A 17,513-nucleotide genomic window follows, 5' to 3' on the forward strand; every position below is an offset into this window, starting at 1 on the left:
TTACACCATCTCAAATATTTCTGTAAGATCTGTAATCTTGAAAAGCTTTAAAATATTTTCTTTCGGATTGATTATTTTTACTTTTTTTCCTCTTTCCTTATTTATCTTATATATTTTCATGAACATACCAAGACCTGTTGAGTCAAGATAGTCAAGATTTTTGATATCTATTAATATGTCTTTGTTCACAGTTTCTATTTCATCTTCTATAAGAGATTTGAACTCTTCTTCTGAATATACATCGAGATCTCCAGAAAGATCTAGCACTAACTTGTCATTTTCGTCTGTAATATTTGCCTTAAACATCTTCTTCCTCTTCTTCTAAAGTGCTATATTTAGTTACTGAAACAATTCTGTCATTTTCATCTGTAAGGTTTTTAAGCTTAACACCTACTGTGTTTCTACCTGTTATAGATATATCCCTTACATTTAATCTTATCATATCACCTGATAGAGACACCATCATTATATCATTATCTAGGTCGACTGGTAAAGTATCTATGATTTTTCCAGTTTTTTCTGTAACCTTGTGGCATTTGACACCCTTACCACCCCTGTTTTGATTTTTAAAATTGTTAAAGGAAGTCTTCTTGCCGTAGGCGTTTTCTGTTACTACAAGAAGATAGGTCTCATCGCCTTTTATATTCATTGATACAACTTCGTCTCCCTTATCGAGCTTGATTGCCCTTACACCCTGGGCTATTCTTCCCATAGATCTAAGATCAGCTGAATTAAATTGGATGGTCATACCATTTTTAGTTGATATTATTAGCTCTTCTTCCTTATCTATTTGTCTAACTGAGATTAACCTATCGTCTTCTTTTAGTGAAATGGCTATGATTCCATTTTTCCTAATATTGGTGAAGTTTTCGGCATCAGTTTTCTTGATTGTACCCATCTTGGTTTGAAGGACTATTTGGCTATCCTTATTTAATTCAGATAGGGTCATCATTTCTGTAATCTTTTCTCCAGATTCTAGCTTTAGGATATTTATAATAGCTGTTCCTCTTGATTGGCGGCTTCCTTCTGGAACTTCGTAGGTCTTTAGGGAGTAGACCTTACCGAAGGATGTGAAGAATAATAGGTCTTCGTGGGTATTGGTTGTCTTTATCTTCTTGATAAAGTCTCCTTCTTTGGTATTTCCTGCAGCTATCCCCTTGCCACCCCTATTTTGAACCTTGTAGGTATCTATAGGGAGCCTTTTGATATATCCATCTTTAGTTAGGGTAAGGAGAACATCTTCTTTTTCGATTAGCTCTTCTATGTCTATTTCACCCTCATCTGGGATAATCTTGCTTCTCCTGTCATCAGAGAATTTCTCTTTTATTTCTTCCATCTCATCGATTATTAGATTGAGGAGGTTTCCTTCTGAATTTAGGATAGAAAGTAGATATGCTATAGTCTCTTCTAGCTCTTTGTTTTCTGCATTTAACTTGTCAATTTCAAGTCCTGATAGTCTTTTAAGTTGCATATCAAGGATGGCTTGAGATTGCTTGTCTGTAAGGCCGAATTTTTCAAAGAAGATTTTCTTAATCTCATCATTATCATAAGAAGATCTGATTATTCTTATTATTTCATCGATATTATCGATTGCTATTATAAGACCTTCTACAATGTGTTTTCTAGCCTTAGCCTTGGATAGGTCAAAACTTGTCCTTCTAGTTACTACATCCTTTTGGTGGTCGATGTAGTATTCGATTAATTCCTTGAGATTTAAAACCTTAGGCACCCCATCTACTAGGGCTAGGTTTATTATTCCGAAAGTTGTCTCAAGCTGAGTGTATTTGTATAGGTTATTTAAGACGATATTTGCATTAGAGTCTCTTTTGATCTCTATTACAATTCTCATTCCCTTTCTGTCTGACTCATCCCTAATATCAGATATGCCATCAATTCTCTTATCTTTGACAAGGTCTGCTATTTTTTCGATTAGTCGGGACTTGTTTACCTGGTAAGGAATTTCTGTAATTATGATTCTTTCCCTATTTTTCTTAAAGGGTTCGATTTTACAAACAGCACGGAGCTTTACCTTGCCTCGTCCTGTACTATAGGCATCCTTTATTCCTGATTTACCGAGGATGTAGGCTCCTGTTGGAAAGTCTGGTCCTGGTATTATTTTATTTAAATCTTCTATGGAAATCTCAGGATCTTTCATATAGGCTATACAGGCCTCAATTGACTCTCCTAGATTGTGAGGAGCCATATTTGTAGCCATACCTACAGCTATACCATTTGATCCATTTACAAGGAGGTTAGGAAATCTTGAAGGAAGGACAACTGGTTCCAATTCTTCTTCGTCGAAGTTTGGCATAAAGTCGACCGTATCCTTGTTGATATCTCTTAGCATCTCCTTGGCGATCTTGCTCATTCTAACTTCTGTATAACGCATAGCAGCTGCGTCATCTCCGTCTATTGAACCGAAGTTACCCTGACCTTGGGCCAAAGGATATCTAGTTGAGAAGTCTTGGGCAAGTCTTACCAAGGCATCGTAGATGGCACTATCACCGTGAGGGTGGTATTTACCCATTACATCACCGACTACCCTGGCGGATTTTCTAGTAGGCTTATTTGGATCAAGTCCTAAGCCTTCCATTCCGTAGAGGATTCTCCTATGAACTGGTTTTAGACCATCTCTTACATCTGGAAGGGCCCTAGATACGATTACACTCATGGAGTATTCGAGATAGGAGTCCTTCATCTTCTTTTCTAGGTCTACATTAATAATATTGTTATCTTCTATCATTTTGCCTCCTATACGTCAATGTTTGATACGTACTTGGCGTTTTCTTGAATAAAGTTACGTCTTGGTTCTACCTTCTCTCCCATTAGAAGTGAGAAAGTATCATCTGTACTAGTTGAATCTAAGTCTTCATTAACTCTTAGAAGAACTCTGTGATCTGGATCCATTGTGGTATCCCATAGTTGATCTGCATTCATCTCACCAAGACCCTTATATCTATTTATCTTATACTTATCAGCCTTGATTTCCTTAAGGACCTTATCTCTTTCAGCATCTGTGTATACATAGCGTTCATTTCTGCCGTGACTGATCTTATATAAAGGTGGTTGGGCAACATATACATGGCCTTCGTCTATTAATGGCTTCATGTATCTGTAGAAGAAGGTCAAAAGAAGGGTTCTGATGTGGGCACCATCGACGTCGGCATCGGTCATGATTATAATTTTACCGTAGCGGAGTTTGGATATATCAAATTCCTTGCCTATTCCTGTACCGAAGGCTGTAATCATAGCCTTAATTTCTTCTGAATTTAAGATCCTATCTAGATTGGCCTTTTCTACGTTCATAATCTTTCCTCTTAGAGGAAGGATAGCTTGAATTCTATTATCCCTTCCACCCTTAGCAGATCCTCCCGCAGAATTACCCTCGACTATGAAGATTTCATTTTCGGAAAGGTCGGTTGATTGGCAGTCTGCAAGCTTTCCTGGAAGAGTTGTCGAATCTAGGATAGATCTTTTCCTAGTTAAGTCTCTTGCCTTTCTTGCAGCTTCTCTCGCTCTTCTGGATGCTAGGGCCTTTTCTATTATATTTTTGGCAGGTTTTGGATTTTCTTCTAGATAAGCTTGAAGTCTCTCACTTACGAATGTATCCACAGCTCCCCTTACCTCTGAGTTTCCAAGTTTAGCCTTGGTTTGTCCTTCAAATTGTGGGTCTGATATTTTGATGGAAACTACAGCAGTAATTCCTTCTCTTATGTCGTCACCTTGAAGGTTTTCGTCATTTTCTTTTAGGAACTTAAAGTTTCTAGCGTAATCATTTACTGTTCTTGTTAGGGCTGACCTAAAACCTGATAGGTGGGTTCCACCTTCTGGTGTGTGGATATTATTGGCATAGGTTAGGATATTTTCACTGTAGCCATCAGTGTATTGAAAGCTTACTTCTACTTCTATGTCTTCTTGCATCCCATCAAAGTGAGGAACTTGATCCATAATTGGAGTCTTATTTCTATTAAGATATGTTACAAATTCCTTGATTCCACCTTCATATTTGAAGCTTTCGGAAAAGTCTTCCCTCTCATCTTCTAGGATTATTTCCACTCCCCTATTAAGGAAGGCCATTTCCCTAAACCTATTTTCTAAAGTTTTCCTATCAAATATTGTTGTATCAAAAATCTCTCCATCTGGCTTGAATGTTATAGTTGTACCAGTCTCATCCGTATCTCCTACAATTTCCAAATCACTTGTGACTTCTCCCTTGGCAAAAGTCATCTTGTAGATATGGCCATCTCTTTTTACTTGAGCTTCCAAGTATTCACTTAGGGCATTTACTACAGAAACACCTACACCGTGAAGTCCTCCTGAAAACTGATAGGCAGAGTCATCGAACTTACCACCTGCGTGCAATACTGTAAGGACTGTCTCGAGCGTTGATTTGTGAGTTGTAGGATGTTCTTTGACAGGTATTCCCGAACCGTCATCCTCGACTTTTATTACATTATCTTTACTTACTGTTACCTTTATGTAGTCACAACGACCTGCCAAGGCTTCATCTACAGAGTTGTCAACGACTTCGTAAACTAAGTGGTGAAGTCCCTTTTCACTGGTCGAACCTATATACATACCAGGTCTTAGTCTAACTGGTTCTAGTCCTTCCAAGACCCTGATATTGCCAGCATCATAATTGTTATCTTGCATACTATTCCTTTCTAATCTTTCCATCTAAGATATATGAAATCTTTTCCTTATCTACGTACTCCAAGCTCTTGGTATTAGTTGCAGTTATTATTGTCTGAAAACCCTTGAGGTTTTCTAACAAAAACATAGACCTTTTCTCATCTAATTCTGAAAAGACATCATCAAACAAAATGACAGCCTCATCACCTGTCACTTCCTTAATCAACCTTACTTCTGCAAGTCTAATGTTTAAGATAGCCGAACGCTGTTGGCCTTGAGAAGCAAAGCTTTTGGTATTTTTACCATTTATACTTATTTCAATCTCATCCCTATGGATTCCTCTTTGGCTTGTAAGATATTTAAAATCTAAGTCTCTCGCCGATCTAAAAACTTCCTCATATTCTCTAAGACTTGAAGCTTCTATATCAGCCTTATAGCTTAGTTTTAACTCTTCCTTATTTGATGTTAGAGATGAGTGAAATTCTCTAGAAAATTTATCAATAATTTTGATGAATTTATCCCTAGTCCTATATATCTTGTACGAAAGTTTGCTAAGAGACTTATCGAAAGCCTCTAGCTGTTCCTCAAAGTAGGGAGCCTTTTGTTTTTTCAAAAGCTTATTTCTTTGATAGAGAATCTTATCGTAATCTCTCTTGTTGGCCTTATAAGATAGATCAATTTCTTCTATAATTTCATCGATTAAATCTCTCCTACGACTTGGACCATCCTTAATTATTCCGAGATCTTCTGGAGTAAATAATACAATCTTGAAAAGAGATCTTAAATCTTTCCTCCTATCATATTTTACTCCATTTACGAAAATACTCTTATCATTATCCTTTACTTCTATGAGAACTTCCTTAAAAGACCTGCCCTTTCTTATAGTTCCAGCTAGCTTCATCTGACTTTGAGAAAACCTAATTATATCCTTATCTCTAATCTTCTTAAAGCTTGACGCATTGGCCAGATAGTAGACACTTTCTAAAAGATTAGTCTTGCCCTGGGCATTATCTCCTATAAAGATATTGGAGTCTTTATTAAATTCTACATTTTCATAAAAATAATTCCTAAAATTATTTAACTTTAAATCTTTGATCCGCATTATACAATTGTAATAGAAAAATCATCAAATTCGACTACATCTCCCTTGTAAAGCTTTCTTCCTGCCACAAAGCAAGGACTTCCATTTACAAGTACTCCTTCTTCCTTTATTATAACTTTGGCAAGACCTCCTGTAGGGATAATGTTGCTTGCTTTTAGTAAATCTTTTAATTTTATCTCTTCACTTTCAAATTCAATTTTTCCCATAGCTACCTCAATTCGCAAGTCTTACTGGAAGAACTAGATAGGTAAAGTCCTCATCTTCGTAAGTTGAATTTTCTGGATATATTAGGCATGGATTTAGGGATGATTTGAAGTTTAACTTTATCTTTGATGAGTCACAAGCCTTTACACCTTCTTGCATATACCTAGCATTAAAGGCTATCTCTAGATCACTTCCCTTTTGCTCTACATCTATAGCTTCCCTAACATCTCCTATCTCTGAGTTTGATTTTATAAGCATAACATTATCAGAAAGCTCTATTTTAATAAGGTTGGCTCTTCCTGGATCTGATAGGACTTGGGCACGATCTAGGGAATTGATCAACTCTCTCTTATCAAGTATAACACTAGTTTCTGAAATATCGTTTATAATATTTCTATAGTCGATAAAGTTTTTGTCAATTACCTTGCATTGCATGGTAGTGCTTCCGCTTGAAAATATTAGGTCATTTTCATTTTTATATAGCTTACTTGTCAAATCGTCAGAAATAATCCTAGACCATTCTAATAGTGATCTTTTAGGTATGATATATTCACTGTCTTCGTAGTCTGTTGGGTAAGCTAGTTTTACCTTCTTTAGGGAAACCCTGTAACCATCTAGGGCTACCATATTTAAGTATCCTTCTTTTAGTTCAAATAATATTCCTGTTAGGGCAAGTTTAGTTTCATCTAGACTTGTAGCAAACTCTGTCTGTCCTATAGATCTTTTAAGGATGTCATTATCTATTTCTATAGCCTTAGTTTCTGGAATATCTAAATCATTTTTGTCATAATAGTCGAAGGCTATTAGGTTAAAGCTTGAAGATTGACATTTTATAGAGATTTTGCCATCTTTGTTTTCTATTATAACTATGTCGTTTGGGAGTTTTCTTACTATATTTGAGATTAGACTTGCCTTAACAGCCATCTCTCCTTCTTCGTCTACTACAGCTTCTACATTTGTCTTTATAGATATTTCACCATCAAAGGCTCTTAGTGAAAGAGAGTTATCAGAACACTCAAAGTATATTAATTCATGTATCTGTATATTGGTACTCTTTGAGACAGCTTTCATCGCAATCGTAATTGCATTCATTAAATCTTGCTGATTGATTTTAAATTTCATGGTTACTCCTTAACTTATTATATATACTTAGTAGTATTATTAGTAGGGCCTGTATAAATGTGGATAAGTTTATATAAAGGCTAAATGTAGCCAAATATCTCTATTGATAACTTGGGCATAATTAAAGGATAAAAGCCTTAGTTTTCCACACTTTCCACAGGATGAAAATCGAAGATAAAAACTTTTGACTTATCAACAAACTTATCCACAGGCTTATAAACAATCTACTCTGTTATCTCCTTCAAAAGAGATTCTATTTCATCTTTGAAGTTATCGTCTTCATCAATTTGTTTTTGAATTTTATCGATCCCATGCATGACAGTCGTATGATCTCTGTCAAAGGCGTTGGATATTGTTACTAGTGAATCTTCTAATATTTCTCTTGATAGGAACATGGCTATTTGTCTAGGATTTACTATTTCTTTTTTCCTTGATTTTCCCTTTATATCAGATAATTTGATTCCATATTTATCAGCCACAAACTTTTGTATATCATCTATGCCTACGCGTTTCTTCTTATCCTTTACTCTAGTAGCAACTCCCTTTATGGCATCTTCCATGGTTACCACTTCTCTATTATCGCTTTTGGCATAGGCAATGGCGGTAGATAAGGCTCCTTCGAGATCTCTAATATTTGTATCTATATTTTCCGCTATATAAAAGAGAATATTATTATCTATATAGGCGCCTAACTGGTCGAGTTTTTTCTGTAGTATTGCAACTCTTGTTTCAAAGTCAGGCTTTCCAATATCGACTATAATTCCCCAAGAAAACCTTGATATTAACCTATTTTCTAAATGTTTAATTTCCTTTGGTGGTCTATCAGATGATATTACTATTTGCTTGCCTGTATTATAGAGGTCGTTAAAGGTATGGAAGAATTCCTCCTGGGTACCTTCTTTTCCAGCAATGAATTGGATATCATCTATAAGAAGGATATCAACTGACCTATACTTTTCTCTGAACTTCTCGTTTTTAGTTGATCTAAGTGCTGATATCATCTCATTTGTAAACTTTTCACTTGATAGATACATTACATAGGCATCATCCCTATTATCTAAGATCTCGTGGGCAATTGCTTGCATCAGGTGGGTTTTACCTAGACCACTTTCTCCATATATAAATAAGGGATTGTAAAGTCTTGCTTGGGACTTATTTGAAATATTTTCTGCTACAGCTTGGCTAACGCCGAGTGCGTATTGGTTTGACTTACCTTCCACGAAGTTTGCGAAAATATTCTCTTCTTCTAGTTGAGGTCTTGGAAATGAATTTACCTTACTTATTCGCATCTGGCCATTTGGATCATAGTCTTTTCCGAGTGTTATTACCTTATTATAATTATCGGAATCTTTTGCAATTACAGAAACCTTAAGGTCCTTTCCTGTCTTGTCTTTTATATTATCAAGAGCGATCTGAAGTTGAGGAATCCAGATTTTATCGTAGATAAAGAGGGTGTCCTTTTTTGGAACTTCTAGATATAGGGTCTCGTTATATAAATTTAAGGGTTTCAGAATGCTAATCCATGTATCGAATTGTTGAGTATCGGTAACATGCATTTTCATTTCATTTTTTAATTCATCTGTAATGTATTCTAGATTCGTCATCCATACTACCTTCCTTCTAAAGTTATGCACAAGGGATGAAGCTTAAAATATTAAAAGTTAAGCAAGAAAAATTAACTTATCCCCAAAAATAGGATAACTTGTGGATAACTTTGATGTTGATAATTCTTTTTGCTAAATTTTAGGCTTTATAGGGACAAATCCTAAGAAAAATCTTGTCAGCTTGGATTTTATCCACATAAAAATGTTAAATTATTGCAAAAAACATAGTTTTACATATACTTTTACACAGCTAATTATACTATAATCAAGCGATTTAATCAACTTATCCACATTTTTTATTATATTTTTGGGAAAACTTATTTTCGCACTTTTGAAAAGTCGGAAATTATAGTGGATATGTGGATAAGTCTGTGTATTTATTTAAATTTCTTCATACTTTTTTTAGAATGCACTGATTTAAGCCAAGAATAAAATAGATAATCGATGGTTTTTAAATTTTATTCACAAGAGTTTTCTGTTTACAACTTGTGTAAAAATATTCTTTCCCCAAATTTATCCACAATGCAAATTTATACGAGATTATCCCTATTAAATGATTATTTATCCAAAGGTTTAATGAATATATTATGTATAGGTAAATTCATCTACATATATGGAAAATTAATAGAATATTTTTTGCCTATATATCTTGACAGATTAGCTTTATTTCAATATAATAGTATGAGTCAAAAAAAGAGTAGGAGGTGTAAGCATGAAGAGAACTTATCAACCAAATAGAAGAAAGAGATCTAAAGATCACGGCTTTAGAAAAAGAATGTCAAGCCCAGGCGGTAGAAGAGTGCTTAAAGCTAGAAGAAGAAAAAACAGAAAAAGATTATCTGCTTAGGCTAAAATAGTAATATATAGATTAGAGAGAGGGCCTTTTTTAAGGCTCTTGTTTATATGTATTTTAGATTTTTAATATGGAAAAAAGAATTAGTTTAAGAAAAGATTTAGATTTTCAAAGAGTATACAAGAAAAACAAAGCTTTCTATAATAGGGATTTCACTATACTTATTAAAAACAACGGCCTAGACCATCCTAGATTTGGAATTACTATTAGCAAAAAAATCGGCAAGGCCAACCAAAGAAATTCACTAAAAAGGAAGTTAAGAGAGATTCTTAGGCTTAATTATGCTTCTATAAATGGAGTAGATATAGTAATTATTCCTAAGAAACATACGACAGATTTTACTTACGACAAATTAAAAAAATCCTTGGGTCATGTTTTGAGTAAGGCTTTTAAGAAAAAGATAGTCTATTATGGTAAATAGATTGTTTATAAGACTTATTAAGTTTTATCAAAAGTTTATTTCTCCCCAATTAGGACCTTCCAAGTGCAAGTTCCACCCGACTTGTTCCCAATACGCACTGGAAGCTTTCAGAAAATACGGGTTTTTGAAAGCGTTTATCAAGTCTTTTTGGAGAATATTAAGATGCAATCCATTCTCTAAGGGTGGATATGATCCAGTAGATTAAATAAAATAGATGGAGTTTATATGATTAAGTTTATAGCCGGCATTTTAGGTCAGCTTATGAGATGGATATATGATTATCTCGCGGCGAATTTCACAGAACCTACAAATGTTAGTTTTTATGCCATAGCGATAGTAATAATGACTTTGCTTGTGAGTCTTTTAATTATACCAATGACCGTTAGCCAACAAAAACAAGCTGAAAGAACTAAGGTTTTCAAACCAAAGATGGAAGAAATCCAGAAAAAATATGGCTACGACCAACAAATCATGCAACAAAAGATGCAAGAACTATATAAGGAAGAAGGAGTTACTCCTGGTCTTTCTGGTTGTCTTGTAATGATAATCCAAATCCTTATACTTTTTGGATTGTTTAGAATGATGAGCGACACAACTAGATATGTATTCCCAGAAGGCCTTGATAATATCAGAACCAATTTCTACTGGGTACCAGACCTACTTAAAAAAGATCCATATTGGTTCGGTTTACCACTACTTACATCTTTATCCCAAGTTGGTGTACAACTTTTCTCAATGAAGACCAATCCACAAATGCAACAAGCAGGAGGGGCAATGGGAGGAATGAATAACATGCTTTTACTCATGCCTTTGATGTATTTCTTTGTATTTAAGGGCCTTCCTGCTGGTTTGCCACTATATTACACCCTAAGTTCTTTATTTAGATTAGTAATAATGGTTATAATGCATTTTTCAATGAGAAATAAAAAAACGGAGTTAGAAAATGAAAAAGTCAATAATTAAAAGCGCCAAAACAAAAGAGAAGGCTATAGAGCTTGCTCTAGAAGAAATTGGTAAGAGTCGAAATGAAGTAGAAGTTGAGATTATTGAGGAAGAATCTACTGGATTTTTAGGTCTTATTGGAAATAAGGATGCAGTAGTAAGAGTTAGCTACGAAGAAGATATCAAAGAAGCTCTCTCTAATCTTGAAAGAGAGATCGAAGATACTAAATTTACAGCAAATGAAGACGATAGCGAAGAAGAAATCATAGACAATAAAGAAGAATTTTCTGAAGTTACAGAAAACAAAGAAGAAGTAGAAGAAGTAGAAGTAGAAGAAGAAAAGACAGAGCCAGTTGATTACGGAAGAGCTAAACAAAAGGCAGATATAGATAAGTTTTATGAGGCAAAAGACCTCTTAGAGAAAATTCTTTTAGCTATGCATTTTGAAGATGTTACAGTTATAGGAAATCTTGAAGATAACATCATAAAGCTTGAAGCTAAGGTTTCGGAAAAAGATACAGGAATTGCTATAGGCAAGGCTGGTTCTACCTTAAATGCGATTGAACTTATAATTAGAAAAGCCATAGATTCAAGAAGAAACAATGTTAGAATTAATATTGATATCAACTCATACAAGAAGAGAAGAGATGAGAAAATAATAGATCTTTCAGCAGATACTGCTAGGAAAGTTCAAAGAAGTAAGAAATCTTGGAACTTAAGATATATGAATTCCTATGAGAGAAGACTTGCGCACGAGGAGATAAGCAAACATCCAAATGTATCAAGTCACTCAGAAGGAAATGATCCTAAAAGATATGTTGTAGTTGACTATGTAGAATAAGCTTGTGACCTTTCACAGGCTTTTTTATTTTGCAAAAAAATAAGCCGGTTAACCCGGCTTAAATTTTAAAATGTTTCATGTGAAACTTCTTCGAATTTTGAATGGTTATCTGTGTGAACCTTAACGGGATCCATGGTTAGTCTTGCGATGTTATATGCATGGTCTCCGGTTCTTTCCATGGTTGATAAGATATCGTTAAATACATATGAAGCAATGCTTGTCATATCTTCACCATTGGCGAGTCTCTTGTAGTGAGCCTTTCTTAGTGTGGTCTCCATAAGGTCAAGAGATGCCTCATCTTCTCCAAGCCTACTAAATATTGATTGATCTTTGCTATCAAAAACTTCTATAGCATTAACAAAGTTGTTGATTACTAGATCATATATGTCTTCCAAATCTGATAAGGCTTCGTCATTATAACTTGCTCCAGATTCATAAATTTCTTCGTAGTACTCACCCAAATTTTGAGCAAGATCTGAGACTCTTTCTACATTTATCTGTATCTGCAAGTAGTTTTGTACTTCAACTTCCAAGTCCATTGGTCCAGAGTTTTGGGCTATAGCCAAAAGATAGGCTTGGATTTTGGTATCCATATCGTTTACAATAGATTCTGCCTGATTAGCTGTTTCTAGATATTTTCTGTCTTTTTCCAATAAATAAAGCTTAGTTTGCTTTATTGTCTCTAAGGCAACCTTAGATTCTTTAAGTATTGCAGACTTTATCTGATCAAGAGCGGCTATAGGGAAAGTTTCTATCAACTTATCATCTAGCTCTATATCACCAAGGTCAGAGAATATAGAATCCTTACCAGGGATAAGCTTTCTTAATAACTTACCTACGTATTTGGTAAGAGGTAGGAATAAGATCATACCTACAAAGTTAAAGGTAAAATGACCCACTGCTATTGTCATTAACTTGTTTGTTCCCAAGAAATCCGCTATTGTTCTTACTAGGCTTTCGTAAGGATCTAAGAAAATCAAAAATATTACTGATATTAGCACATTAAATAGCACATGGAAGGTGGAAGTTCTTCTAGCTGAAAGGGATCCACCAAGGGAGGCTAAGATAGCCGTTATACATGTACCTATATTTGCGCCAAACATTAATGCTAGGGCAAGCTTTAAATCTATGGCCCCTGAAGCAAATAAGGACTGAGTTATACCAATAAAGGCTGAAGATGATTGGATCAAGGCTGTAAGGCCTGCTCCTACTATTACTGCTAGTATTGGGTTTTTGGCCATATTTGCTACGACTTTTTCAAATCCATCTATATTACTTAATTCTGATAGGGATGATCCCATCATTTCAAGTCCTATAAATAGTAGGCCAAATCCTACTAGAATTTCTCCGATATATTTATTTCTTCTTTTTGCTGAAAACATCGTAATAAGTACACCTACTAGGGCGATGAAATACGATAGATATCCTAAGTCGAAACCGATTAATATAGATGTAACGGTTGTACCAATATTTGCACCCAAAATGACACCTATAGCCTGTTCGAGGCTCATAACTCCTGCTCTAACAAAACTTATGGCTATAACTGTCGTCGCTGATGAGGATTGGATTAAACCAGTTATGACTATACCAACTAAAACTCCCATTATCGGATTGGAAGTGTATTTCTCTACATATCCTCTTAGCTTAGGGCCTGCAAAATTTGTAAGGGCATCTCCCATTAGGGATATACCGAATAGGAATATGGCCAGACCTCCTGCTATGAGATTCCATTGTAGAGAGCTTAATGATTGTAGTTGCATAATCCCTCCAAATAATATTATTATGTATCTAATATATCATATAGGAGGAAATTTTTCTACAAAATTTTCATATAATCTTGTAAATATTGACAAATCAGGATTTTCCACTATAATTCTTATGTTACAAACCACTAGTCAAAGTAGTGTATATTTAAAGGAGTAATTATGGAAGAAAGAACAATTGCTGCAATATCTACTCCATCCGGGACTGGTGGCATATCCATAGTCAGGATGAGTGGAAGTAAGTCTTTTGATATTATTAGTCGACTATTTTGCCCTATTAACGGAAAGGGACTTGACAAAGATAAGGATAATCGAAAGATGCGCTATGGAGTTATTAAAGACAGGAAAGGCGAGACAATCGATGAGGTGATGGTCTGCTTTATGAATGGACCATTTACCTATACTAGAGAAGATATTTGTGAGATTAACTGCCACGGATCTTTTGTATCTGTCAAAAAAATCTTAAATCTCTTGTTAGATGAAGGATGTGATATGGCAGAAGCAGGAGAATTTACTAAAAGAGCCTTCCTCAATGGAAGAATAGACTTATCACAGGCAGAGGCTGTCTTGGATATAATAAATTCCACCAATGAGCTAAGCCAGAAAGAAAGTATACATCAATTACAAGGATCTATTAGAGAAAAGATTTTATCTATAAGACAGGACCTATTGGAAGCCCTATCAAGATTAGAATATTCTATTAATTTTACAGAAGATGGCGAAGACCTATCACCGGATGAGATAATTTCCTATATGGTAAAAGCTAAAACTACAATAGAAAAGCTTTTAAACACTTCTAATAAAGGAAAAATATTAAGAGATGGAATAAACACAACCATTATAGGTAAACCAAATGTAGGGAAATCTTCCTTATTAAACAAATTGCTAAAGGAAAATCGCGCTATAGTAACTGATGTTCCAGGTACTACAAGAGACCTCATTACAGAATATATTTCTTTTGGTGATTTTACCTTAAAAATCAATGATACGGCAGGCATTAGGGAGACTGATGACTTGGTAGAGAAAATTGGAGTGGACAAGTCTATAGAACTTATTGATGAATCTGATTTAATTATTGCAATTTTTGATACATCGAGGACTTTCGATAGAGAAGATGAGAAAATCCTAGACTTAATCGAAGGAAGAAATGCTATTATTATCCTAAACAAGGCTGACCTTGAAGATAAATTCACTTATGATTTCGATCAAGTAACTATAAGGACTTCTATGGCCAAGGACGAAGGAATAGATAAGCTGGAAGAAGCTATTACCGGAATGTTCAATACCAAAGATATAAAAAGAGAGTCGGTTCTAATAACCAATACTCGTCACGAAAGACTCCTGAAAGAAGCCTCTAAAAAGCTAAACGACTCATTAAAAGATATAAAAAGAGGAATTCCACTTGATGCTTGTGAGGTTGATCTAAGAGGAGCATATGACGATTTGGGCCTTATCATAGGTGAATCTGTTTCGGATGAAATAATGGATAAAGTATTTAAGGAGTTTTGCGTTGGAAAATAAATATAAAGCAGGAAGCTACGACGTAGTAGTGGTAGGAGCCGGTCATGCTGGTTGTGAAGCATCTCTTGCCGCATCAAGACTTGGACTTAAGACCCTAATTCTTACAACTAGCATGGAATCAATAGCAGATATGCCATGTAATCCCAATATAGGTGGGACTGGCAAAGGGCATATTGTTAGAGAAATTGATGCCATGGGTGGTCAAATGGCCTTAAATATTGATAAGACTTTTATCCAATCTAGGATGCTTAATACGAGCAAGGGGCCAGCTGTTCACTCTCTACGTGTCCAGGCAGATAAGAGGCTCTATCACGAAGAGATGAAAAAGACTCTAGAGGCAGAAGTTGACATATTTGAACAAGAGGTTGACAAGATTAACTATGAGGATGGAAAAATTGTTTCATGTGAAACAGTCGAGGGAGCCATATTTGAAACAAAGTCTCTTATAATTTGTACAGGAACATATCTTAACGGAAAAATCCTCATAGGGGAATATGAAAAAGTATCTGGTCCACATGGTCTTTCAGCTGCTACTTTCCTTTCTGATTCATTAGAAGAGATGGGCTTTAAGCTTAGAAGATTCAAGACAGGAACTCCTGCCAGGGTCGATAGAAAAAGTCTTCATCTAGAGAAAACCGAAATTCAAAAGGGAGACGATGAGATAATTCCTTTTTCTTTCCTTAATGAGGGCAGTGATTTCTCAGATAGGCACCAGGAAAATTGCTATCTAACCTATACAAGACCTGAGACAAAACAAATAATAATGGATAATCTCGATAGGTCACCTATCTATGGGGGACATATCAAGGGCGTAGGACCTAGATATTGCCCTTCTATCGAAGATAAGATGGTAAGATTTCCTGATAGAGATATCCACCAAGTTTTCATTGAACCAGAAGGACTTACTACAGATGAGATGTATGTCCAAGGAGTATCTTCATCCTTACCTCAAGAAGTTCAATTTGATTTTTATAAAACTATAATAGGGCTTGAGGATGTCAAAATTATGAGACCAGCTTATGCTATCGAATACGACATGATAGATACTAGAAATCTCTATAGAACTTTGGAATCAAAAGATTATGAGGGCCTATATTTTGCAGGACAAATCAATGGATCTAGTGGTTACGAAGAGGCAGCTGGTCAAGGTCTAATAGCTGGAATAAATGCTGCCCTTAAAATAAAGGGAGAAGATCCCTTTATCCTAGATAGGTCTGATGGCTATATAGGAGTTCTAATAGATGACTTGGTTACAGAAGGCACCCAAGAGCCATATAGGATGATGACTTCTAGATGTGAATATAGATTAACTATGAGACAAGACAATGCCGACCAGAGACTTACAGAAAGGGCCTACAAGATAGGACTAGTAAGTGAAGAGAGATATCAAAAGATGGTCGAGAAAAGGTCTGCTATTGATAAGGAGATAGAAAGACTTAAAACTGTTATGCTCACTCCAAAAGAAGAAACTAACAAAAAACTAGAAGATTTAGGAACTACTCCTTTAAATAATGGAATGAGTCTCCATGACCTATTAAAAAGACCTGAGTTGGATTATAAAATGTTAGAGGTGTTCGATCCAGAAAGACCAAAGCTACCGAAGTTTCAACAAATACAAGCTCAAACAGAAATAAAATATGAAGGCTATATCAAAAAACAAATGGCAGATATAGATAAGTTCAAGAAGCTAGAGGGTAAGAAGCTAAGGAAGAATATTGATTATTTCAAGATTCCTGGTCTAAAAAAAGAATCGGCTGAGAAACTAAATGATATTCAACCAGAATCTATTGGTCAAGCTTCTAGAATTTCAGGAGTTTCTCCAGCAGACATCAATGTCCTATTAATCAGACTTAAGACAGGAGAGTTAGATGGATAAGGCTTATAAAATATATATGGATTATTTATTAGAGGTAAATAGTCACACTAATCTCACGGCTATAACAGATCCCAGTAAAATTGAGACTAAACATTTTAAGGATTCACTCACAGTACTTGACTATATTAAAGAAGGAGACAGGGTCCTAGACATAGGAGCTGGAGCCGGATTTCCTGGAATTCCTCTAAAGATTGAAAAGGATATTGACCTCACTCTCATTGATTCTGTCAACAAAAAAGTAAAGTTTATGAACGAAGTTATAGATAAATTAGGACTTACAAATGCCAGGGCAATCCACACTAGGGCAGAAGACTTCGCAAAAGAGGAAAGAGAGACTTATGATGTTGTAGTTTCGAGAGCTGTGGCAAACATGGCGACCCTTTCAGAATATTGCCTTCCTATGCTTAAAGTAGGTGGGATTTTCATAGCTCTTAAGGGACCTAGGGCAGATGAAGAATTAGAAGATGCTCAAAATGCCATAGATATTCTAGGCGGCAAAGTTAAAAAGCTAGATAGATTTGATTTGGACGGCAATGAGAGAGTAAACATAGTAGTAGAAAAGATAAGGAGAACTAAGAAGAAATATCCAAGAGGGAAAAACTTACCAAAGAAATCTCCCCTATGATGTTTCA

Annotated in this window: 16 protein-coding genes; 8 read left to right on the forward strand and 8 right to left on the reverse strand. The window is 35.2% G+C overall.

Translation table 11 applies throughout. The features are described 5' to 3' along the window. The 7 genes from C7D97_RS07460 to dnaA all read right to left on the reverse strand — a co-directional run bounded on the left by C7D97_RS07460 (position 1) and on the right by dnaA (position 8,664). Positions 1-306 carry an STAS domain-containing protein gene (locus tag C7D97_RS07460; protein WP_105301437.1) on the reverse strand — a complete coding sequence of 102 codons (306 nt, stop codon included), beginning with the start codon at positions 304-306 and terminating at the stop codon, positions 1-3. Next, positions 299-2,743 (reverse strand): DNA gyrase subunit A, encoded by a 2,445-nt coding sequence (gene gyrA, locus C7D97_RS07465; RefSeq protein ID WP_105301438.1) that lies wholly within the window; start codon positions 2,741-2,743, stop codon positions 299-301. The genes C7D97_RS07460 and gyrA overlap by 8 nt, the downstream gene beginning before the upstream one ends. A gap of 8 nt (positions 2,744-2,751) precedes the next feature. Next, positions 2,752-4,653 carry a DNA topoisomerase (ATP-hydrolyzing) subunit B gene (gyrB, locus tag C7D97_RS07470; RefSeq protein ID WP_105301870.1) on the reverse strand — a complete coding sequence of 634 codons (1,902 nt, stop codon included), beginning with the start codon at positions 4,651-4,653 and terminating at the stop codon, positions 2,752-2,754. 1 nt (position 4,654) lies between these two features. Next, positions 4,655-5,734 carry a DNA replication/repair protein RecF gene (gene recF, locus C7D97_RS07475; protein ID WP_105301439.1) on the reverse strand — a complete coding sequence of 360 codons (1,080 nt, stop codon included), beginning with the start codon at positions 5,732-5,734 and terminating at the stop codon, positions 4,655-4,657. Then, complete coding sequence (locus C7D97_RS07480) at positions 5,734-5,940, reverse strand: RNA-binding S4 domain-containing protein (RefSeq protein WP_105301440.1); 207 nt, start codon at positions 5,938-5,940, stop codon at positions 5,734-5,736. Before C7D97_RS07480 ends, recF begins: the two co-directional genes overlap by 1 nt. Before the next feature lie 7 nt (positions 5,941-5,947). Then, the gene (dnaN, locus tag C7D97_RS07485) at positions 5,948-7,060 is read right to left on the reverse strand and encodes a DNA polymerase III subunit beta (protein ID WP_105301441.1); all 1,113 of its coding nucleotides are present in this window, start codon (positions 7,058-7,060) and stop codon (positions 5,948-5,950) included. 224 nt (positions 7,061-7,284) lie between these two features. Further along, the gene (gene dnaA, locus C7D97_RS07490; RefSeq protein WP_105301442.1) at positions 7,285-8,664 is read right to left on the reverse strand and encodes a chromosomal replication initiator protein DnaA; all 1,380 of its coding nucleotides are present in this window, start codon (positions 8,662-8,664) and stop codon (positions 7,285-7,287) included. A 712-nt stretch (positions 8,665-9,376) separates the two neighbouring features. Here dnaA and rpmH point away from each other — a divergent pair. From rpmH to jag, 5 genes are all read left to right on the forward strand, one after another. Further along, positions 9,377-9,511, forward strand: coding sequence for a 50S ribosomal protein L34 (gene rpmH, locus C7D97_RS07495; RefSeq protein ID WP_004836563.1), 135 nt, complete (start codon positions 9,377-9,379; stop codon positions 9,509-9,511). A gap of 76 nt (positions 9,512-9,587) precedes the next feature. Further along, positions 9,588-9,938 carry a ribonuclease P protein component gene (rnpA, locus tag C7D97_RS07500; RefSeq protein ID WP_105301443.1) on the forward strand — a complete coding sequence of 117 codons (351 nt, stop codon included), beginning with the start codon at positions 9,588-9,590 and terminating at the stop codon, positions 9,936-9,938. Then, positions 9,928-10,143, forward strand: a complete 216-nt coding sequence (yidD, locus tag C7D97_RS07505; RefSeq protein ID WP_105301444.1) for a membrane protein insertion efficiency factor YidD — start codon at positions 9,928-9,930, stop codon at positions 10,141-10,143. Before rnpA ends, yidD begins: the two co-directional genes overlap by 11 nt. A gap of 20 nt (positions 10,144-10,163) precedes the next feature. After that, positions 10,164-10,901, forward strand: a complete 738-nt coding sequence (locus C7D97_RS07510) for a YidC/Oxa1 family membrane protein insertase (RefSeq protein ID WP_105301445.1) — start codon at positions 10,164-10,166, stop codon at positions 10,899-10,901. Further along, positions 10,882-11,721: an RNA-binding cell elongation regulator Jag/EloR gene (gene jag, locus C7D97_RS07515; protein WP_105301446.1), complete on the forward strand. Its 840-nt coding sequence runs from the start codon at positions 10,882-10,884 to the stop codon at positions 11,719-11,721. The genes C7D97_RS07510 and jag overlap by 20 nt, the downstream gene beginning before the upstream one ends. A gap of 65 nt (positions 11,722-11,786) precedes the next feature. Here jag and C7D97_RS07520 read toward each other — a convergent pair whose 3' ends face one another. Further along, a complete protein-coding gene (locus tag C7D97_RS07520) occupies positions 11,787-13,481 on the reverse strand; it encodes a Na/Pi cotransporter family protein (protein ID WP_105301447.1) in 1,695 nt (564 codons plus the stop codon). 165 nt (positions 13,482-13,646) lie between these two features. On the opposite strand from C7D97_RS07520, the gene mnmE reads away from it, so the two are divergent. The 3 genes from mnmE to rsmG are packed head-to-tail and all read left to right on the forward strand — an operon-like array spanning position 13,647 to position 17,506. Then, positions 13,647-15,005 carry a tRNA uridine-5-carboxymethylaminomethyl(34) synthesis GTPase MnmE gene (mnmE, locus tag C7D97_RS07525; protein WP_105301448.1) on the forward strand — a complete coding sequence of 453 codons (1,359 nt, stop codon included), beginning with the start codon at positions 13,647-13,649 and terminating at the stop codon, positions 15,003-15,005. After that, positions 14,995-16,881: a tRNA uridine-5-carboxymethylaminomethyl(34) synthesis enzyme MnmG gene (mnmG, locus tag C7D97_RS07530; protein WP_105301449.1), complete on the forward strand. Its 1,887-nt coding sequence runs from the start codon at positions 14,995-14,997 to the stop codon at positions 16,879-16,881. The genes mnmE and mnmG overlap by 11 nt, the downstream gene beginning before the upstream one ends. Next, positions 16,874-17,506 (forward strand): 16S rRNA (guanine(527)-N(7))-methyltransferase RsmG, encoded by a 633-nt coding sequence (gene rsmG / locus C7D97_RS07535; protein WP_105301450.1) that lies wholly within the window; start codon positions 16,874-16,876, stop codon positions 17,504-17,506. Before mnmG ends, rsmG begins: the two co-directional genes overlap by 8 nt. Positions 17,507-17,513 lie beyond the last annotated feature (7 nt).

This window comes from Anaerococcus marasmi, from assembly GCF_900290195.1.
Taxonomy (GTDB): domain Bacteria; phylum Bacillota; class Clostridia; order Tissierellales; family Peptoniphilaceae; genus Anaerococcus; species Anaerococcus marasmi.

Coding starts and splice junctions, on each gene's coding strand:
- C7D97_RS07460 (WP_105301437.1), bottom strand. CDS start 306: ATGTTTAAGGCAAATATTACAGACGAAAATGACAAGTTAGTGCTAGAT.
- gyrA (WP_105301438.1), bottom strand. CDS start 2,743: ATGATAGAAGATAACAATATTATTAATGTAGACCTAGAAAAGAAGATG.
- gyrB (WP_105301870.1), bottom strand. CDS start 4,653: ATGCAAGATAACAATTATGATGCTGGCAATATCAGGGTCTTGGAAGGA.
- recF (WP_105301439.1), bottom strand. CDS start 5,734: ATGCGGATCAAAGATTTAAAGTTAAATAATTTTAGGAATTATTTTTAT.
- C7D97_RS07480 (WP_105301440.1), bottom strand. CDS start 5,940: ATGGGAAAAATTGAATTTGAAAGTGAAGAGATAAAATTAAAAGATTTA.
- dnaN (WP_105301441.1), bottom strand. CDS start 7,060: ATGAAATTTAAAATCAATCAGCAAGATTTAATGAATGCAATTACGATT.
- dnaA (WP_105301442.1), bottom strand. CDS start 8,664: ATGACGAATCTAGAATACATTACAGATGAATTAAAAAATGAAATGAAA.
- rpmH (WP_004836563.1), top strand. CDS start 9,377: ATGAAGAGAACTTATCAACCAAATAGAAGAAAGAGATCTAAAGATCAC.
- rnpA (WP_105301443.1), top strand. CDS start 9,588: ATGGAAAAAAGAATTAGTTTAAGAAAAGATTTAGATTTTCAAAGAGTA.
- yidD (WP_105301444.1), top strand. CDS start 9,928: ATGGTAAATAGATTGTTTATAAGACTTATTAAGTTTTATCAAAAGTTT.
- C7D97_RS07510 (WP_105301445.1), top strand. CDS start 10,164: ATGATTAAGTTTATAGCCGGCATTTTAGGTCAGCTTATGAGATGGATA.
- jag (WP_105301446.1), top strand. CDS start 10,882: ATGAAAAAGTCAATAATTAAAAGCGCCAAAACAAAAGAGAAGGCTATA.
- C7D97_RS07520 (WP_105301447.1), bottom strand. CDS start 13,481: ATGCAACTACAATCATTAAGCTCTCTACAATGGAATCTCATAGCAGGA.
- mnmE (WP_105301448.1), top strand. CDS start 13,647: ATGGAAGAAAGAACAATTGCTGCAATATCTACTCCATCCGGGACTGGT.
- rsmG (WP_105301450.1), top strand. CDS start 16,874: ATGGATAAGGCTTATAAAATATATATGGATTATTTATTAGAGGTAAAT.